This window comes from Paracoccus panacisoli (assembly GCF_042435015.1).
GTDB lineage: Bacteria > Pseudomonadota > Alphaproteobacteria > Rhodobacterales > Rhodobacteraceae > Paracoccus > Paracoccus panacisoli.
In genome coordinates, this window is sequence record NZ_JBHMQU010000001.1 from 1 (window position 1) to 14,650 (window position 14,650).

Below are 14,650 nucleotides of genomic sequence, written 5' to 3' on the forward strand. Positions count from 1 at the left end.
CCGAGCTCGCGAACCCCTCGGGGTGCGGGGTCCACGCGGCCGCGCCCTGCGGGGCGTCGCCGCCGGCACCGGCCGCGGGGCCGCGGGCGAACTCGCCCGCCGCCTGGCCCGCCTGCACCCGGCGGATCAGCGCCTCGGGGTCGGGCAGGTCGGCCACATGGGTCAGGCGGATGATCGCCATCTCGGCGGCCATCATCGCGTTCGGCGCCGCCGCGACCTCCTCGAGCGCCTTGAGCAGCATCTGCCACAGCCGCGTCAGCGCCCGCATCGGGACGCGGGCGGCCATGTCGGCGCCGCGGGCGCGCTCATCCGGGCCTACGGTGGGGTCCTCGGCGGCGGCGGGGGTGATCTTCACCACGCTGACCCAATGGGTGATCTCGGCCAGATCGCGCAGCACGGCGAGCGGATCGGCGCCCTCGGCATATTGCGCCTGCAGCTCGGCCAGCGCCTCGGCCGCAGCCCCGCGCAGGATCATGTCGAAGAGGTCGAGCACCCGGCCGCGGTCGGCGAGCCCGAGCATCGAGCGGACCTCGGCGGCTGTCGTCTCACCCGCGCCGTGGCTGATCGCCTGGTCGAGCAGCGAGGTCGCGTCCCGCGCCGAGCCTTCGGCGGCCCGCGTGATCAGCGCCAGCGCGTCGTCGGTGATCGCCGCGCCCTCGGCCCCCGCGATGCGGCGCAGAAGGGCCAGCATCACCTCGGGCTCGATCCGGCGCAGGTCGAAGCGCTGGCAGCGGCTGAGCACCGTCACCGGCACCTTGCGGATCTCGGTGGTGGCGAAGATGAACTTGACGTGCGGCGGGGGTTCCTCGAGCGTCTTCAGCAGCGCGTTGAACGCCGAGGTGCTGAGCATGTGCACCTCGTCGATGATGTAGATCTTGTAGCGCGCGGCGCCCGGCGCGTAGTGCACGCTCTCGATGATCTCGCGGATGTCGCCCACGCCGGTGCGCGAGGCCGCGTCCATCTCCAGCACGTCGACGTGGCGGCCCTCGGCGATGGCCACGCAATGCTCGCACACCCCGCAGGGCTGCGTGGTCGGGCCGCCGGTGCCGTCCGGGCCGATGCAGTTCATCCCCTTGGCGATGATCCGCGCGGTGGTGGTCTTTCCGGTGCCGCGGATGCCGGTCATGATGAAGGCCTGCGCGATGCGGTCGGCCTCGAAGGCATTCTTCAGCGTGCGGACCATGGCGTCCTGCCCGACCAGATCGGCAAAGGTCTCGGGCCGGTATTTCCGGGCGAGCACCCGATAGGCGGGCGTGTCGGTCATGGGTTCCCTCGTCTGACCGGGGGAATGTAGGGGGACGGCCCGACGAGGGCAACGGCAGAGGGGACGGGGTGAGGGGATGATCGGGGATCGGGCAGGGCTGGCGTTCGCCGGCGGCGGGCTGGACCGCGCGGCCGAGGCGCGGGGCGACGCGGACTGGCAGGCGGGGGCGGCGATGGTCCCGGTGTGGCGCGGCAAGGTCTGCCTCGATGCCGACGGCGCGCTGGTGCGGCTGGGGGCCGGGCACCCGGCGCTGGCCGACACGGGCGAGGCGGGGCCGGTGCTGCTCGGCCGCGACGGGGGACAGGCGGTCGCGGCCTGCGACATCAGCGCCTGGGCGCCGCCGAACCTGCCCGAGACCAAGCTGTTCTTCGACCCCTCCGAGCAGGTCCACCCGGCGATCCCCGGCGCCGGGTTCGTCGAGCTGCGCGGCGCGATGATGCGGCTTTCGCCGCTCGACGCGGAACTCGCCGCCACCGCACGGGCGCTGACCGGCTGGCACGCCACTCACCGCTTCTGCCCCGCCTGCGGGCACGAGACGCAGGCCGCGCAATCGGGCTGGCAGCGCCGCTGCCCGGGCTGCGGGCGCACCCATTTCCCCCGCACCGACCCGGTGGTCATCATGCTCGTCACCCGCGGTGACCGGGTGCTGCTGGGCCGCTCGCCCGGCTGGCCCGAAGGGATGTATTCCTGCCTCGCGGGCTTCATCGAGCCGGGCGAGACGCTCGAGGCCGCCGTCCGCCGCGAGGTCGCCGAAGAGACCGGCATCCGCATCGGCGCGGTGCGCTATGCCGGCAGCCAGCCGTGGCCGTTCCCCGCCTCGTTGATGATCGGGCTGGTGGCCGAGGCCGAGAGCGAGGCGATCACCCTCGATCCGGTGGAACTCGAGGACGCGCTGTGGCTGTCGCGCGCCGATCTGGCGGCGGTGATGGCCGGGACGCACCCGGTGCTGCGGGCGCCGCGCCGGGGGGCGATCGCGGGGTGGCTGATGCGGGGGTGGCTGGATGGGTAGGTTTGCCGGAGCCGGCGCGCGAGTATCGCTCGGGGTTGGGGCCGGACGGGTCTGGCCACGACGGGGGCCGCCATGCGACGTAGTGTGACGTCGACAGATCAACTCGCAAGGCTGATTGTTCGTTAGCCGCCTAGCAGAGGCGCAAACGCCAGTGGCGCCCGCCTCCCCGTTTTCCGCGTCGGCGCGAGATCACCGACAGGATGGCAAGCAGACGCAGCCATCGGATTCCGCACGTCGGAGTTGGAAGAAGGGGTGAGAGGCTGGACAACGACCCAAGCGGGGCTCGTTACGGCTGCTTCCTTCCGGACCTGACCGGGTTGGCGAGGCGCCTGCCCGCGCCAACCTCTCGAGGCCGATCTAGTCGGCTTGTGAAGAGGATGCAAGGTGGTGTCAGTCGGATGACCGTAGTGCGTGGTTCTGGGCGCTTGGAGGTTTATCAGGCACAGCTGCCTGGAACGCGGTATGTTCGGTCGTGAAGTGCAGAATTATAGAGCTCGGTGCTGACCGGTGATGCACGCAGTGGTTGCGCCAACATCACACTGGCGTTAAATAGCCTGCCGACTTCCTGTGTACATGGTTGCCATGAAATTTTCGTTTCGTCAGGACACCGACCTTCCCGCCGACCAGCTGTTCGACATGATCAGCGACTTCCCACGGATCGAGCGGATGCTTGCTCGCAAGGGCGCCGAGGTCCGGCGCATCGATCCGGCCGTTGAGCCGGGTGCGGGCATGGCATGGGACGTGGCGTTCGATCTACGCGGCAAACGGCGCGAGATGCGACTGAGCGTCGCCCAATTCGACCGACCCGAGAAGATCGTGATCCTCGGCGAGGCGGAATCGCTCTTCCTGACGGTCGAGATGACGGTGATCGTGCTGACGCGGGCCAAATCGCGGGTGATCTTCGAGCTCGAGGCGCGGCCGCAGACGATTCGGGCGCGGCTGATGCTGCAGACGGCCAAGCTCGGCAAGGCGCAGCTCGACCGCAAGTTCGCGGAACGGATCGGCGCTTTCCTGTCCGACCTCTCGGCCCGCCGGGGCTGAGCCGCCGCCGGGTGGCCGCGCCCGGAGGCGCGCGCTAGCCCTGCTGCTGGCGGGCGCGCAGCGGATCGGCGGGATAGACGCCGAGGATCGTCAGCATCGAGGTAAAATAGCGCAGCTCATCCAGCGCCCGCGCCACCGCCGGGTCGTCGGGGTGGCCCTCGATGTCGGCGTAGAACTGGGTCGCGGTGAACACCCCGTCCACCATGTAGCTTTCCAGCTTGGTCATGTTGACGCCGTTGGTCGCGAACCCGCCCATCGCCTTGTAGAGCGCGGCGGGGATGTTCCTGACACGGAAGACGAAGCTCGTCAGCATGTCCGGGCGCCCGGCCGCGTTCAGGCGGCGCGACAGGTCGGGGGTGCGCGACATGATCAGGAACCGCGTGGTGTTGTTCTGCCGGTCCTCGATCTCGTCGGCCAGCCGGTCGAGCCCGTAGATCTCGCCGGCGAGCGGGCTGGCCAGCGCCGCGCGGCGCGGATCGCCGCCCTGCGCGACCATCATCGCGCTGCCTGCGGTGTCGGGGCCGGTCAGGGTGCGGATGTTGTGGCGCCGCAGGAAGCCGCGGCACTGGCCCAGCAGGACGGTGTGGCTCATCGCCTCGGTCACGTCCTCGAGCCGGGCGCCGGGCACGCCCAGCAGGCTGATGTGCACCCGCACGAAGGTCTCGCCGATGATGTTCAGGCCGGATTCGGGCAGCAGGTGGTGGATGTCGGCGACCCGGCCATAGGTCGAGTTCTCGACCGGCAGCATCGCCAGGTCGGCCGCGCCCGAACGGCAGGCCTCGACGGTATCCTCGAAGGTGGGGCAGGGCAGGGCCTCGCTCTCGGGCGACCACTGGCGGCAGGCCTGGTGCGAATAGGCGCCGGGTTCGCCCTGAAAGGCGATGCGCGGCGCGGTCGGCCACGCCGGTGCGGCCTCGGCCGGGGCTTCCGAGCGGTTGGCCGAGGGGGTGGCGAGGGCGCTGGCAGAGGGGGCGGGATCGGACATCTGTGACCTTGGGCGGACGGCGCGGACCGGGCGGGCCTGCGCGCAGGTTCAGGGCCCGCGGCCGGGCCGGCGTCGAGGCCCGCAGGTGGCCCCCGTCGCGGGGTGCGGGGCGCCGCGGCGGGCGGGGCGATGCGGCGGCGAAACGCCGCCCCCCGATTGCGGGCGCCGGGCCGAACTATACCTTGAACCGGCAAAGTGAAAGCGGATAGATAGCGCCCAGACAGAGCTGAGGCCGCAGGGGAATACGCGCGATGTTCAACACGATGACGGTGACGAAGGCGGCCGGTGCGCTGATCGGGTCACTGCTGTTCCTGATGCTGGCCTCGTGGTTCGCCTCATCGCTCTATCACGTCGGCCCCGCGGGCCACGCCGCCGAGGGCGAGGAAGCGCCGCAGGCCTACCGCATCGCCGTCGAGGATGCCGCCCCGGCCGAGGATGGCGCCGCCGCCGAGGAAGGCCCCGACTTCGCCACGCTGCTGGCCGCCGCCGACCCCGCCAAGGGCGAGCGCGCCTTCGGCAAGTGCAAGTCGTGCCACAAGATCGACGGGACCGATGGCGTCGGCCCGCACCTGAACGGCGTCGTGGAGCGCGACAAGGCGTCGGTCGCCGGCTTCAACTACTCGCAGGCGGCGATGGACATGCCCGGCGTCTGGACGCCCGAGAACCTCAACGGGTTCGTGACCAGCCCCCGCGAGTACATGCCGGGCACCAAGATGACCTTCGCCGGCATCAAGAGCGCCGCCGAGCGCGCCGACCTGATCGCCTATCTGGCGACCACCACGCAGTAATCGGCGCTTCGCCGGACCAACGACCCGACGGCGCGACGGCCCTGCCGCTCGCGCCGTTCGTCTGTCCGGGGCGGGGCTCCTGCCGCGGCATCCGGTCCCGTGTCACATTCCCGACATGGCGCTTGCCGCCAGCCCGACCGCTGCCTTAGCGTCGGCTGGCCGGTGGCGCCCGACGGGTCACCGTGGCGCTGAAGACCGAGGCCGCGCGGGCCGCGAGATGACGGATGGAATGGCGCGCCCGGGTGGCGCGCAAACGGGGGACGGCATGGTGCGACATCTTGTTCTGGCCGCGGGCCTGGCCCTGACCGGCACCGCGGTTCTGGCCCAGAACCCCGCTGCCCCGCCGCCGGCGCCGGATGCCGCCGCGGGCACCATCGTCGCGCATGGCGTCTCGACCTTCGGCGACCTCGCCTTGACGGCCGATTTCCCGCATCTGCGCTATGTGAACCCCGACGCGCCCAAGGGCGGCGAGATGAGCCAGTGGGCGCCGGGCGGCTTCGACAGCTACAACCCCTACACGATCAAGGGCCGGGCGGCGGCGCTCTCCACCGTGATGCTGGAAAGCCTGCTGACCGCGCCCGCCGACGAGATCGGCGCCGCCTACTGCCTGCTCTGCGAGACGGTGGAATACCCGCCGAGCCGCGACTGGGTGATCTTCACCCTGCGCGACGGCATCCGGTTCTCGGACGGCACGCCGATGACCTCGGCCGACGTGCTGTTCTCGTACGAACAGCTGCGCGACAAGGGCCTGTCGTCCTTCCGCGCGGTGATCGCGCAGATGGTCGCCAAGGCCGAGGTGCTGGACGACCGGCGGGTGCGCTTCACCTTCACCCCGGACTACCCGCGCCGCGACGTGATCCAGGCGGCGGGCGGGCTGCCCATCTTCTCCAAAGCGGATTTCGAGGCGAATCATCGGGATCTGGGGGAAGGCTCGAACCTGCCCTATGTCGGGTCGGGCCCCTATCTCTTCGATCGCGCCGACATCGGCCGCTCGGTCAGCTGGAAGCGCAACCCGGACTACTGGGGCGCGAACCTGCCGATCAACATCGGCCGCAACAACTTCGACCGCATCCGCATCGAATATTTCGGCGACTACGAAAGCGCCTTCGAGGCCTTCAAGGCCGGCGAATACCGCTTCCGCAACGAGGCCTCCTCGATCATCTGGGCGACCCGCTACGACTTTCCCGCCTTCACCCAGGGCTGGGTGAAGAAGGAGGAACTGGCCGACGGCAACGTGGCGAACGGGCAGGCCTGGGCCATCAACCTGCGCCGCCCGCAGTTCCAGGACGTGCGGGTGCGCGAGGCGCTGGGGCTGCTCTTCAACTTCGAGTGGGCGAACCAGACGCTGTTCTACGGGCTCTACGAGCGGGTGAAGGGCTTCTGGGACAACTCGCCGCTGTCCGCGTCGGGCCTGCCCTCGCCGGGCGAACTCGCCCTGCTCGAGCCGCTTCGCGCCGATCTGCCCGAGGCGGTATTCACCGCCGACGCCTTCGTCCCCCCGGTAAGCGGCGAGCGCCAGCTCGACCGCGGCAACCTGCGCCGGGCCGCGCAGTTGCTCGACGCGGCGGGGTGGGTGATCCCCGAGGGCGCCCGCGACGGGTTGCGGCGGAAGGACGGCCAGACGCTCCGGGTGCAGATCCTGAACGAAAGCCAGACCTTCGACCGGGTGATCAACCCCTATGTCCAGAACCTGCGCGCCGCCGGCATCGACGCCGTGCACGAGCGGGTGGACGACGCCCAGCTCGAGGACCGCAAGCGCAACCACGACTTCGACCTGATCAACGTACATCTGGGCCAGGACATGATCCCCGGCGCCGGGCTGCAGCAGTATTTCGGCTCGAAGGCCACCGGAGACGTGTTCAACGCCATGGGGCTGGCCAACCCGGCGGTCGACGCGCTCATCACCCAGGTCGAGGCCGCCACCACTCAAGAGGAGCTGACGACCCGCGTCCACGCCCTCGACCGGGTGCTAAGGGCGCTGCATTTCTGGGTGCCGCAGTGGTTCAAGGGCAAGCACACCGTGGCCTACTGGGACATGTATGCTCACCCCGAGACGCTGCCGCCCTACTCGCTCGGCGAACTTGATTTCTGGTGGTACGACGCCGATAAGGCGGCAAAGCTGAAAGAGGCCGGGGCGATCCGCTGACGCCACCGGCCCCAAGAGCGCGATCGCGCCGGGGCAGGGACGAGGAATGGGCGCATATCTTCTGCGGCGGCTGCTGCTCATCGTCCCGACGCTCATCGGGATCATGCTGGTCAACTTCACCCTGACGCAGTTCGTCCCCGGCGGGCCGATCGAGCAGATCGTGGCCCGCGTGCAGGGCGAGGGCGACGTGTTCCGCAACATCGCCGGCGGCGGCGATGCGGGGCAGGGCGGCGCCACGACCGAGCGCTATGCCGGCGCCCAGGGCCTGCCGCCCGAGTTCATCGCCGAGCTGGAAAAGGAGTTCGGCTTCGACAAGCCCGCCCCGGTGCGGTTCCTGACCATGCTCGGCAACTACCTGCGCTTTGACTTCGGGCAGTCGTGGTTCCGCTCGATCTCGGTCGTCGACCTGGTGCTGGAAAAGATGCCGGTCTCGATCACGCTGGGGCTGTGGTCGACGCTGCTGGCCTATCTGATCTCGATCCCGCTCGGCATCCGCAAGGCGGTGCGCGACGGCACGCCCTTCGATACCTGGACCTCAAGCGCGATCATCGTCGGCTACGCCATCCCCGGCTTCCTCTTCGCGGTGCTGCTGATGGTGCTGTTCGCCGGCGGCAGCTACTGGAAGATCTTCCCGCTGCGCGGCCTCACCTCGGACAACTTCGCCGACCTCAGCCTGATCGGGAAGATCAAGGACTATCTCTGGCACATCACCCTGCCGGTGACGGCCGCGACGATCTCGAGCTTTGCGACACTCACCCTGCTGACCAAGAACAGCTTTCTGGACGAGATCAACAAGCAGTACGTGATGACCGCCCGCGCCAAGGGCCTGACCGAGGGGCGCGTGCTCTACGGCCATGTGTTCCGCAACGCGATGCTGATCGTGATCGCGGGCTTTCCGGCGCTGTTTCTCGGCGTGTTCTTCGGCTCGTCGATCCTGATCGAGACGATCTTCTCGCTCGACGGCCTCGGCCGGCTGGGGTTCGAGGCGGCCGTCCAGCGCGACTATCCGGTGATCTTCGGCACCCTCTATGTCTTCGGCCTCATGGGCCTTCTGGTCGGCATCCTGTCGGACCTGATGTATGTGCTGGTCGACCCGCGCATCGACTTCGAGAAGCGCGCCGGATGACGCTCTCGCCCCTCAACCAGCGCCGCTGGCGCAACTTCCGCCGGAATGGCCGGGCGTTCTGGTCGCTCGTGATCTTCACGCTGCTGTTCGTGGCCTCGCTCTTTGCTGAGCTGATCGCCAACGACAAGCCGATCCTCGTCCAGTACCGGGGCGAGTATTTCGTCCCCGCCTACCGCTTCTACCCCGAGACGGCGTTCGGCGGCGATTTCGGCACCGAGGCGAACTACAAGGACCCGGTCGTGGCCTGCCTCATCGCCTCGGGCGGGGTCGAGGATTGCCTCGACGACCCCGAGGCGACGCAGGCGGCCATCGCCGCGGGCACGTTGACCGAGGGGGTCGAGAGGGGCTGGGCGATCTGGCCGCCGATCCCCTATCACTTCCGCACCATCAACGACGTGGGTACCGCCCCCTCGGCGCCGGACCGGGCGCATTGGCTGGGCACCGACGACACCGCCCGCGACGTGACCGCGCGGGTGATCTACGGCTTCCGGGTCTCGATCCTCTTCACCCTGATCGTCACCGCCGTCTCGTCGGTGATCGGCATCGCGGCGGGCGCGGTGCAGGGCTATTTCGGCGGTCGCACCGACCTGATCTTCCAGCGCCTGCTCGAGATCTGGGGCTCCACCCCCTCGCTCTACGTCATCATCATCCTGTTTGCGATCCTCGGGCGCAGCTTCTGGCTGCTGGTCTTCGTCTCGATCCTCTTCGGCTGGCCGGCGTTGGTGGGCGTGGTGCGGGCCGAGTTCCTGCGCGCGCGCAACTTCGAGTATGTCCGCGCCGCCCGTGCCTTGGGCGTCGGCGACCGCACCATCATGTTCCGCCACATCCTGCCGAACGCCATGGTGGCGACGCTGACCATGCTCCCCTTCGTCGTGACCGGCACCATCGCCTCGCTCGCGGCGCTCGACTACCTCGGCTACGGGCTGCCCGCCTCGGCGCCCTCGCTGGGCGAGCTGGCACTGCAGGCCAAGCAGAACCTGCAGGCGCCATGGCTCGGCTTCACCGCCTTCTTCACCTTCGCGATCATGCTGTCGCTCCTGGTGTTGATCTTCGAGGGCATCCGCGACGCCTTCGACCCGCGCAAGACCTTCAAATGAGCGATCCGCTGCACCCCCCCGCGGCGGCCGTCCCGCCGGTGCAACCCAGCCCCGGCGCCGCCGCGGCCGTCCCGGCCCCGCCTTCGGCCCCGGCCCCCCTCGGGCTGGACCGAAGTATCCCGGGGTCCGGGGCAGCGCCCCGGTCCGACGCGGGGCACCCCGCGCCGGTCCTCGAGGTCCGCGACCTCACCGTGGCCTTCCGCACCGAGGGCCGCCGCAGCCTCGCCGTCCGCGGCGTCAGCTTCACCGTGGGCCGCGGCGAGACGGTGGCGCTGGTGGGCGAATCCGGCTCGGGCAAGTCCGTCACCGCGCTCAGCACCGTCCAGCTTCTGGGCGACGCGGCCGAGCTGTCGGGCAGCGTCCGCTATGAGGGCGCCGAGATGATCGGCGCGCCCGAGCCGCGGCTGCGCGCCATCCGCGGCAACGACATCAGCTTCGTCTTCCAGGAGCCGATGACCTCGCTCAACCCGCTCCACACGATCGAGCGGCAGCTGGCGGAAAGCCTCGCCCTGCACCAGAACCTGACGGGTGCGGCCGCACGGGCGCGGATCGTCGAACTCTTGGAAAAGGTCGGCATCCGCGACGCGGCCTCGCGGCTCGCCGACTACCCCCACCAGCTTTCCGGCGGGCAGCGGCAGCGGGTGATGATCGCCATGGCGCTCGCCAACGGCCCCGAGTTGCTGATCGCGGACGAGCCGACCACCGCCCTCGACGTCACCATCCAGGCACAGATCCTCGACCTGCTGGCCAACCTCAAGCGCGACGAGGGGCTGTCGATGCTCTTCATCAGCCACGACCTCGGGATCGTGCGGCGCATCGCCGACCGGGTCTGCGTGATGAAGGACGGCGAGATCGTCGAGCGGGGCCCGGTCGAGGCGATCTTCGCCAACCCGCAACACCCCTACACGCAGAAGCTCCTCGCCGCCGAACCGGCGGGCGCGGCCGATCCCATCGACCCCGCGGCCCCCGAGGTCGTCGCCACCCGCGACCTCAAGGTGTGGTTCCCGATCAAGCGCGGCTTCCTGCGCCGCACCGTGGGCCACATCAAGGCGGTGAACGGCGCGACGCTCAGCGTCCGCGCGGGCGAGACGCTGGGGATCGTCGGCGAATCCGGCTCGGGCAAGACCACGCTCGCGCTCGCCATCATGCGGCTGATCGAGAGCGAGGGTCCGATCGTCTTCCTCGGCCGCGACATCTCGCGCCTGTCGGGCCGCGCGCTGCGCCGGCTGCGCCGGGACATGCAGATCGTCTTCCAGGACCCCTACGGCAGCCTCTCGCCGCGGATGACCGTGGGCCAGATCATCGCCGAGGGCCTCGGCGTTCACGGCGTCGAGAAGGGCCGCGACCCGCGCCAGATGGTGGCCGAGATCATGGCCGAGGTCGGGCTCGACGCGGGCGCGATGGACCGCTACCCGCACGAGTTCTCTGGCGGCCAGCGGCAGCGCATCGCCATCGCGCGGGCGATGATCCTGCGCCCCAAGGTGGTGGTGCTGGACGAGCCGACGAGCGCGCTCGACATGACCGTTCAGGTGCAGATCGTGGATCTGCTGCGGGGGTTGCAGCGCAAATACGGGCTCGCCTTCCTCTTCATCAGCCACGATCTGCGGGTGGTGCGCGCCATGTCGCACCAGATCCTCGTCATGCGCGCGGGCGAGGTGGTCGAGCAGGGGCCGGCCGACCGGCTCTTCGCCGCGCCCGCCAGCGACTACACAAGGGCCCTGATGGCAGCGGCCTTTCGCGATCACCGAGACTGAAGCCGAGACCACGGGCGTTTGATGAAGATCCTGTTCCTCCACCAGAATTTCCCTGGCCAGTTCCCCCATCTCGCCCCCGCCCTCGCCGCCCGCGGGCACGAGGTGCTGGCCCTGACCGACGAGAAGAACCAGCGCCCCTCGCCGGTGCGGGTGGTGAAATACGCCACCCCCCCCGAGGTCACGACCAGCCACCCGCTCGGCCGCACCTATGCCCAGATGGCCGAGCGCGGCTGGCTCGCCGCCCGCGGGGCGAGGGCGCTGAGGGACCGGCACGGCTATCGCCCCGACGTCATCGTGGGGCACTCGGGCTGGGGCGAGACGCTGTTCCTCCGCGAAATCTGGCCCGAGGCGCGGCTCTTGGTCTATGCCGAGCTGATGTATCGCACCCAAGGGCAGGACGTTGGGTTCGACCCCGAGATCTCGCCCGGCACCGACGAGGCGCGGGTCTCGACCATCGCCCGGGGCGCGCATCTCATCCAGGGGCTGGTGATGGCGGACGCGGGCCTCTCGCCCACGCGCTATCAGGCCGAGAGCTTCCCGCCCGAGCTGCGCCAGAAGCTGACGGTGATCCACGACGGGATCGACACCGACCGGGTCCGCCCCGACCCCGCGGCGCGGCTGACCCTGCCCGACGGGCAGGTACTCAAGCCCGGCGACGAGGTCTTGAGTTACGTCAGCCGCTCGCTCGAGCCCTACCGCGGCTTTCACCGCTTCATGCGGGCGCTGCCCGAGGTGCTGGCGGCGCGCCCTGCGGCGCAGGTGGTCATCGTCGGCGGCGACGGGGTCAGCTACGGCAGCAAGCCGAAGGACGGCGAAAGCTGGAAGGCGCAGATGCTGGCCGAGCTGGACGGCAAGCTGCCGCTCGAGCGCATCCATTTCCTCGGCCGCGTGCCCGATCCCACCTACCTGTCGCTGCTGCAGGTCGCACGGGTCCACTGCTACCTTACCTATCCCTTCGTGCTGTCGTGGTCGCTGACCGAGGCGATGGCGGCGGGCCCGCTGATCGTCGCCTCTGACACCGAGCCGGTGCGCGAACTCGTCACCGACGGCGAGCACGGGCGGCTGGTCGATTTCTTCGATCAGCCGGGGCTGGCGGCGGCGCTGGTCCGGGGCCTCGACGGCGACCCCGACGCCGCCCGCCTGACCGCCGCCGCGCGGGCGCGGATCGTCGCGGACTACGACCTGACGCGGGTCAGCCTGCCGAAGCTCGTGGAGTGGGTCGAGCGGGCCGGGCGCCCGGCGCCGCCCCACGTTTGAGCGGCATTTCCGGGTTGATGCTCAGATCCGTCGGTCCATCTGCCGTCCGCCCGGCTTTTGGCATGCCGCTGGCGAGCCCGGTCCGTCCCCGACTCCGGCCATCAAGCCCGCGACGATGCCCGGGGCGGATCGGCGCTGACCATGGCCGCGGCAAGGCCGTGCAGCGTGACCTCGCCCAGCGCGCGATTCTGCGGACAACGCACAACAAGCCGCTCGCCGCCGCTTTCTGCCAGGCGGCGCATGGCGTCCTCGATGGTCGAGCCCTCGGCGATGGACAGCACCCTTTCGCCCGGTTCCGCGGCGAGCGGTGCCATCACGGCATCCACGTGGATCACCCGACCGCGGTTTACCTCGCGGACGAAGTTCGCGACGTAGTCATCGGCCGGGCGCAGGACGATGTCCTGACTGGTGCCCTGCTGGATCACCTCGCCGTCGCGCAGGATTGCGATCTGGTCGCCCAGCCGCAGCGCCTCGTCGAGGTCATGGGTGATGAACACGATGGTCTTTTTCACCTCGCGCTGGATGTCCAGCAGCACGGTCTGCATATCGGTGCGGATCAGCGGGTCGAGGGCGGAATAGGCCTCGTCCATCAGCACCACCGGGGCGTCGTTCGACAGCGCCCGGGCCAGTCCGACGCGCTGCTGCATGCCGCCCGACAGCTGGTTTGGGTAGCGGTTCTCGAACCCCTTGAGGCCGACCCGTTCGAGCCAGCGCATTGCGGTGTCGACAGCCTGCCTGCGTTCGAAGCCCTGCACCTCAAGCCCGAACAGTGTGTTGTCGAGCACGGTGCGATGCGGAAGCAGGGCGAATTTCTGAAACACCATCGCCGTCTGATGGCGGCGAAACTCGCGCAGATCGGCTGGGTTCATTCGGCAGACGTCGATCCCGTCCACCAGCACCTCGCCCGCAGTCGGATCGATCAGTCGGTTGATGTGGCGGATCAACGTGGACTTGCCCGACCCCGACAACCCCATGACCACCTGGATCGCGCCCGACGGGATTTCCAGATTGATGTCGCGCAGTCCCAGTACCCGACCGTGGCGCTGGTTCAGCTCGGCCTTGGTCATGCCATTGCGGACGGCCTGTACGAAGTCCTCGGCCCGGGCGCCGAATATCTTGTAGAGGTTGCGGATGCGGATCCCGCCGAAGGACTTTCCGCCAGACCGTTCAGCCATGGACGATCTCCCGGTATTTCTGCAGGCGCTTGCCGTAGGCTTGGCTCACGCGGTCGAAGATGATGGCAATGCCGACGATGGCGAGGCCGTTGAAGACGCCGAGGGTGAAGTACTGGTTGGCAATGGCCCGCAGCACCGGCTGCCCCAGGCCCTGAACCCCGATCATTGAGGCGATGACGACCATCGCCAGCGCCATCATGATGGTCTGGTTGACCCCCGCCATGATGGTCGGCAGCGCCAGCGGCAGCTGCACCTTGAAGAGCTTCTGCGCGGGTGAGGTCCCGAAGGCGTCTGCCGCTTCGAGCACGTCGCGGTCCACCAGCCGGATGCCGAGGTCGGTCAGCCGGATGATCGGCGGCAGCGCATAGATCACCACTGCGATCAGCCCCGGCACCCGGCCGATGCCGAGCAGCATGACAACCGGGATCAGATAGACGAAGCTCGGCATCGTCTGCATCACGTCGAGGATCGGGCTGACGATGCGCTGGAACCTGTCCGAGCGCGACATGAGGATGCCGATCGGCAGGCCAATGACGATGGACATGATGGTGCAGACGAAAATCATCGAGACGGTCTGCATCGTCGCCTCCCACATGTCGAAATAGCCGATCAGCAGAAGGGTAATTGCGGTCGAGGCGCCGATGCGCAGGCTCCGCGTGGCGAGCCATGCGACGGCGAGGATCCAGGCGAGGATGATCGGCCACGGCGTCTGCGTCATCAGTCGCTCGGACCAGATCAGGAATTGCTGAAGCGGCGAGAACATCGCTTCGATCCCGTCGCCGTAGGTCCGGGTGAAATTGCTGAACCCCTCGTCGATCGCCCGCCGGAGGTTGCGCAACGTCTCGTCGTTCATGTGCGGAAAATTGTAGAACCAGTCCATCGCGTACCCCCTCGGCCAGTCCCCGGGTCCAATCGGCTGCTGACCCGCGTCGGTGGCGGGCGGTGGGTCCGGCACCGCGCGCCCGTGTCACGGGCGATGCGCGCGAGCCGCGCACCGCCGGATGCGTC

The 14,650-nt window shown here is 69.4% G+C and carries 12 protein-coding genes and 1 other RNA gene; 8 read left to right on the forward strand and 5 right to left on the reverse strand.

All coding sequences use genetic code 11. The features are described from left to right. The coding region (locus ACFHYO_RS00005) for a DNA polymerase III subunit gamma/tau (RefSeq protein ID WP_394317424.1) at window positions 1-1,264 on the reverse strand (1,264 nt) is incomplete at its 3' end. Window positions 1,265-1,340: 76 nt separating this feature from the next. On the opposite strand from ACFHYO_RS00005, the gene nudC reads away from it, so the two are divergent. After that, window positions 1,341-2,273, forward strand: coding sequence for an NAD(+) diphosphatase (gene nudC / locus ACFHYO_RS00010; RefSeq protein WP_394317426.1), 933 nt, complete (start codon window positions 1,341-1,343; stop codon window positions 2,271-2,273). A gap of 251 nt (window positions 2,274-2,524) precedes the next feature. Here the strand turns inward: nudC and ffs are convergent. After that, an RNA gene (gene ffs / locus ACFHYO_RS00015) (signal recognition particle sRNA small type) lies at window positions 2,525-2,621 on the reverse strand. A 234-nt stretch (window positions 2,622-2,855) separates the two neighbouring features. On the opposite strand from ffs, the gene ACFHYO_RS00020 reads away from it, so the two are divergent. Then, complete coding sequence (locus ACFHYO_RS00020) at window positions 2,856-3,314, forward strand: SRPBCC family protein (protein WP_394317428.1); 459 nt, start codon at window positions 2,856-2,858, stop codon at window positions 3,312-3,314. A 34-nt stretch (window positions 3,315-3,348) separates the two neighbouring features. On the opposite strand, the gene ACFHYO_RS00025 is transcribed toward ACFHYO_RS00020, so the two are convergent. Continuing rightward, a complete protein-coding gene (locus ACFHYO_RS00025) occupies window positions 3,349-4,299 on the reverse strand; it encodes a prephenate dehydratase (protein WP_168781951.1) in 951 nt (316 codons plus the stop codon). A gap of 251 nt (window positions 4,300-4,550) precedes the next feature. Between ACFHYO_RS00025 and ACFHYO_RS00030 the strand changes: the two genes are divergently transcribed. The 6 genes from ACFHYO_RS00030 (at window position 4,551) to ACFHYO_RS00055 (ending at window position 12,467) form a co-directional block, all read left to right on the forward strand. After that, window positions 4,551-5,087, forward strand: a complete 537-nt coding sequence (locus ACFHYO_RS00030; protein WP_036704218.1) for a c-type cytochrome — start codon at window positions 4,551-4,553, stop codon at window positions 5,085-5,087. A gap of 265 nt (window positions 5,088-5,352) precedes the next feature. Then, window positions 5,353-7,233 carry an extracellular solute-binding protein gene (locus tag ACFHYO_RS00035; RefSeq protein ID WP_394317431.1) on the forward strand — a complete coding sequence of 627 codons (1,881 nt, stop codon included), beginning with the start codon at window positions 5,353-5,355 and terminating at the stop codon, window positions 7,231-7,233. Window positions 7,234-7,279: 46 nt separating this feature from the next. Continuing rightward, the gene (locus ACFHYO_RS00040; protein ID WP_036712163.1) at window positions 7,280-8,359 is read left to right on the forward strand and encodes a microcin C ABC transporter permease YejB; all 1,080 of its coding nucleotides are present in this window, start codon (window positions 7,280-7,282) and stop codon (window positions 8,357-8,359) included. Beyond that, complete coding sequence (locus tag ACFHYO_RS00045) at window positions 8,356-9,456, forward strand: ABC transporter permease (RefSeq protein WP_394317433.1); 1,101 nt, start codon at window positions 8,356-8,358, stop codon at window positions 9,454-9,456. Before ACFHYO_RS00040 ends, ACFHYO_RS00045 begins: the two co-directional genes overlap by 4 nt. Continuing rightward, a complete protein-coding gene (locus tag ACFHYO_RS00050) occupies window positions 9,453-11,210 on the forward strand; it encodes an ABC transporter ATP-binding protein (protein ID WP_394317434.1) in 1,758 nt (585 codons plus the stop codon). Before ACFHYO_RS00045 ends, ACFHYO_RS00050 begins: the two co-directional genes overlap by 4 nt. A gap of 21 nt (window positions 11,211-11,231) precedes the next feature. Further along, window positions 11,232-12,467: a glycosyltransferase gene (locus tag ACFHYO_RS00055; RefSeq protein WP_394317436.1), complete on the forward strand. Its 1,236-nt coding sequence runs from the start codon at window positions 11,232-11,234 to the stop codon at window positions 12,465-12,467. 101 nt (window positions 12,468-12,568) lie between these two features. Here ACFHYO_RS00055 and ACFHYO_RS00060 read toward each other — a convergent pair whose 3' ends face one another. Together ACFHYO_RS00060 and ACFHYO_RS00065 are read right to left on the reverse strand one after the other, a co-directional pair. Beyond that, window positions 12,569-13,642, reverse strand: coding sequence for a quaternary amine ABC transporter ATP-binding protein (locus tag ACFHYO_RS00060; protein WP_394317438.1), 1,074 nt, complete (start codon window positions 13,640-13,642; stop codon window positions 12,569-12,571). Further along, window positions 13,635-14,522: an ABC transporter permease gene (locus ACFHYO_RS00065; RefSeq protein ID WP_394317439.1), complete on the reverse strand. Its 888-nt coding sequence runs from the start codon at window positions 14,520-14,522 to the stop codon at window positions 13,635-13,637. The genes ACFHYO_RS00060 and ACFHYO_RS00065 overlap by 8 nt, the downstream gene beginning before the upstream one ends. Window positions 14,523-14,650: the final 128 nt, after the last annotated feature.

What these genes read in the sequence shown, in the direction of transcription:
- ACFHYO_RS00040 (WP_036712163.1), top strand. Translation starts at nt 7,280, where the DNA reads ATGGGCGCATATCTTCTGCGGCGGCTGCTGCTCATCGTCCCGACGCTC.
- ACFHYO_RS00060 (WP_394317438.1), bottom strand. Translation starts at nt 13,642, where the DNA reads ATGGCTGAACGGTCTGGCGGAAAGTCCTTCGGCGGGATCCGCATCCGC.
- ACFHYO_RS00035 (WP_394317431.1), top strand. Translation starts at nt 5,353, where the DNA reads ATGGTGCGACATCTTGTTCTGGCCGCGGGCCTGGCCCTGACCGGCACC.
- ACFHYO_RS00030 (WP_036704218.1), top strand. Translation starts at nt 4,551, where the DNA reads ATGTTCAACACGATGACGGTGACGAAGGCGGCCGGTGCGCTGATCGGG.
- ACFHYO_RS00020 (WP_394317428.1), top strand. Translation starts at nt 2,856, where the DNA reads ATGAAATTTTCGTTTCGTCAGGACACCGACCTTCCCGCCGACCAGCTG.
- ACFHYO_RS00025 (WP_168781951.1), bottom strand. Translation starts at nt 4,299, where the DNA reads ATGTCCGATCCCGCCCCCTCTGCCAGCGCCCTCGCCACCCCCTCGGCC.
- ACFHYO_RS00065 (WP_394317439.1), bottom strand. Translation starts at nt 14,522, where the DNA reads ATGGACTGGTTCTACAATTTTCCGCACATGAACGACGAGACGTTGCGC.
- ACFHYO_RS00055 (WP_394317436.1), top strand. Translation starts at nt 11,232, where the DNA reads ATGAAGATCCTGTTCCTCCACCAGAATTTCCCTGGCCAGTTCCCCCAT.
- ACFHYO_RS00045 (WP_394317433.1), top strand. Translation starts at nt 8,356, where the DNA reads ATGACGCTCTCGCCCCTCAACCAGCGCCGCTGGCGCAACTTCCGCCGG.
- ACFHYO_RS00050 (WP_394317434.1), top strand. Translation starts at nt 9,453, where the DNA reads ATGAGCGATCCGCTGCACCCCCCCGCGGCGGCCGTCCCGCCGGTGCAA.
- nudC (WP_394317426.1), top strand. Translation starts at nt 1,341, where the DNA reads ATGATCGGGGATCGGGCAGGGCTGGCGTTCGCCGGCGGCGGGCTGGAC.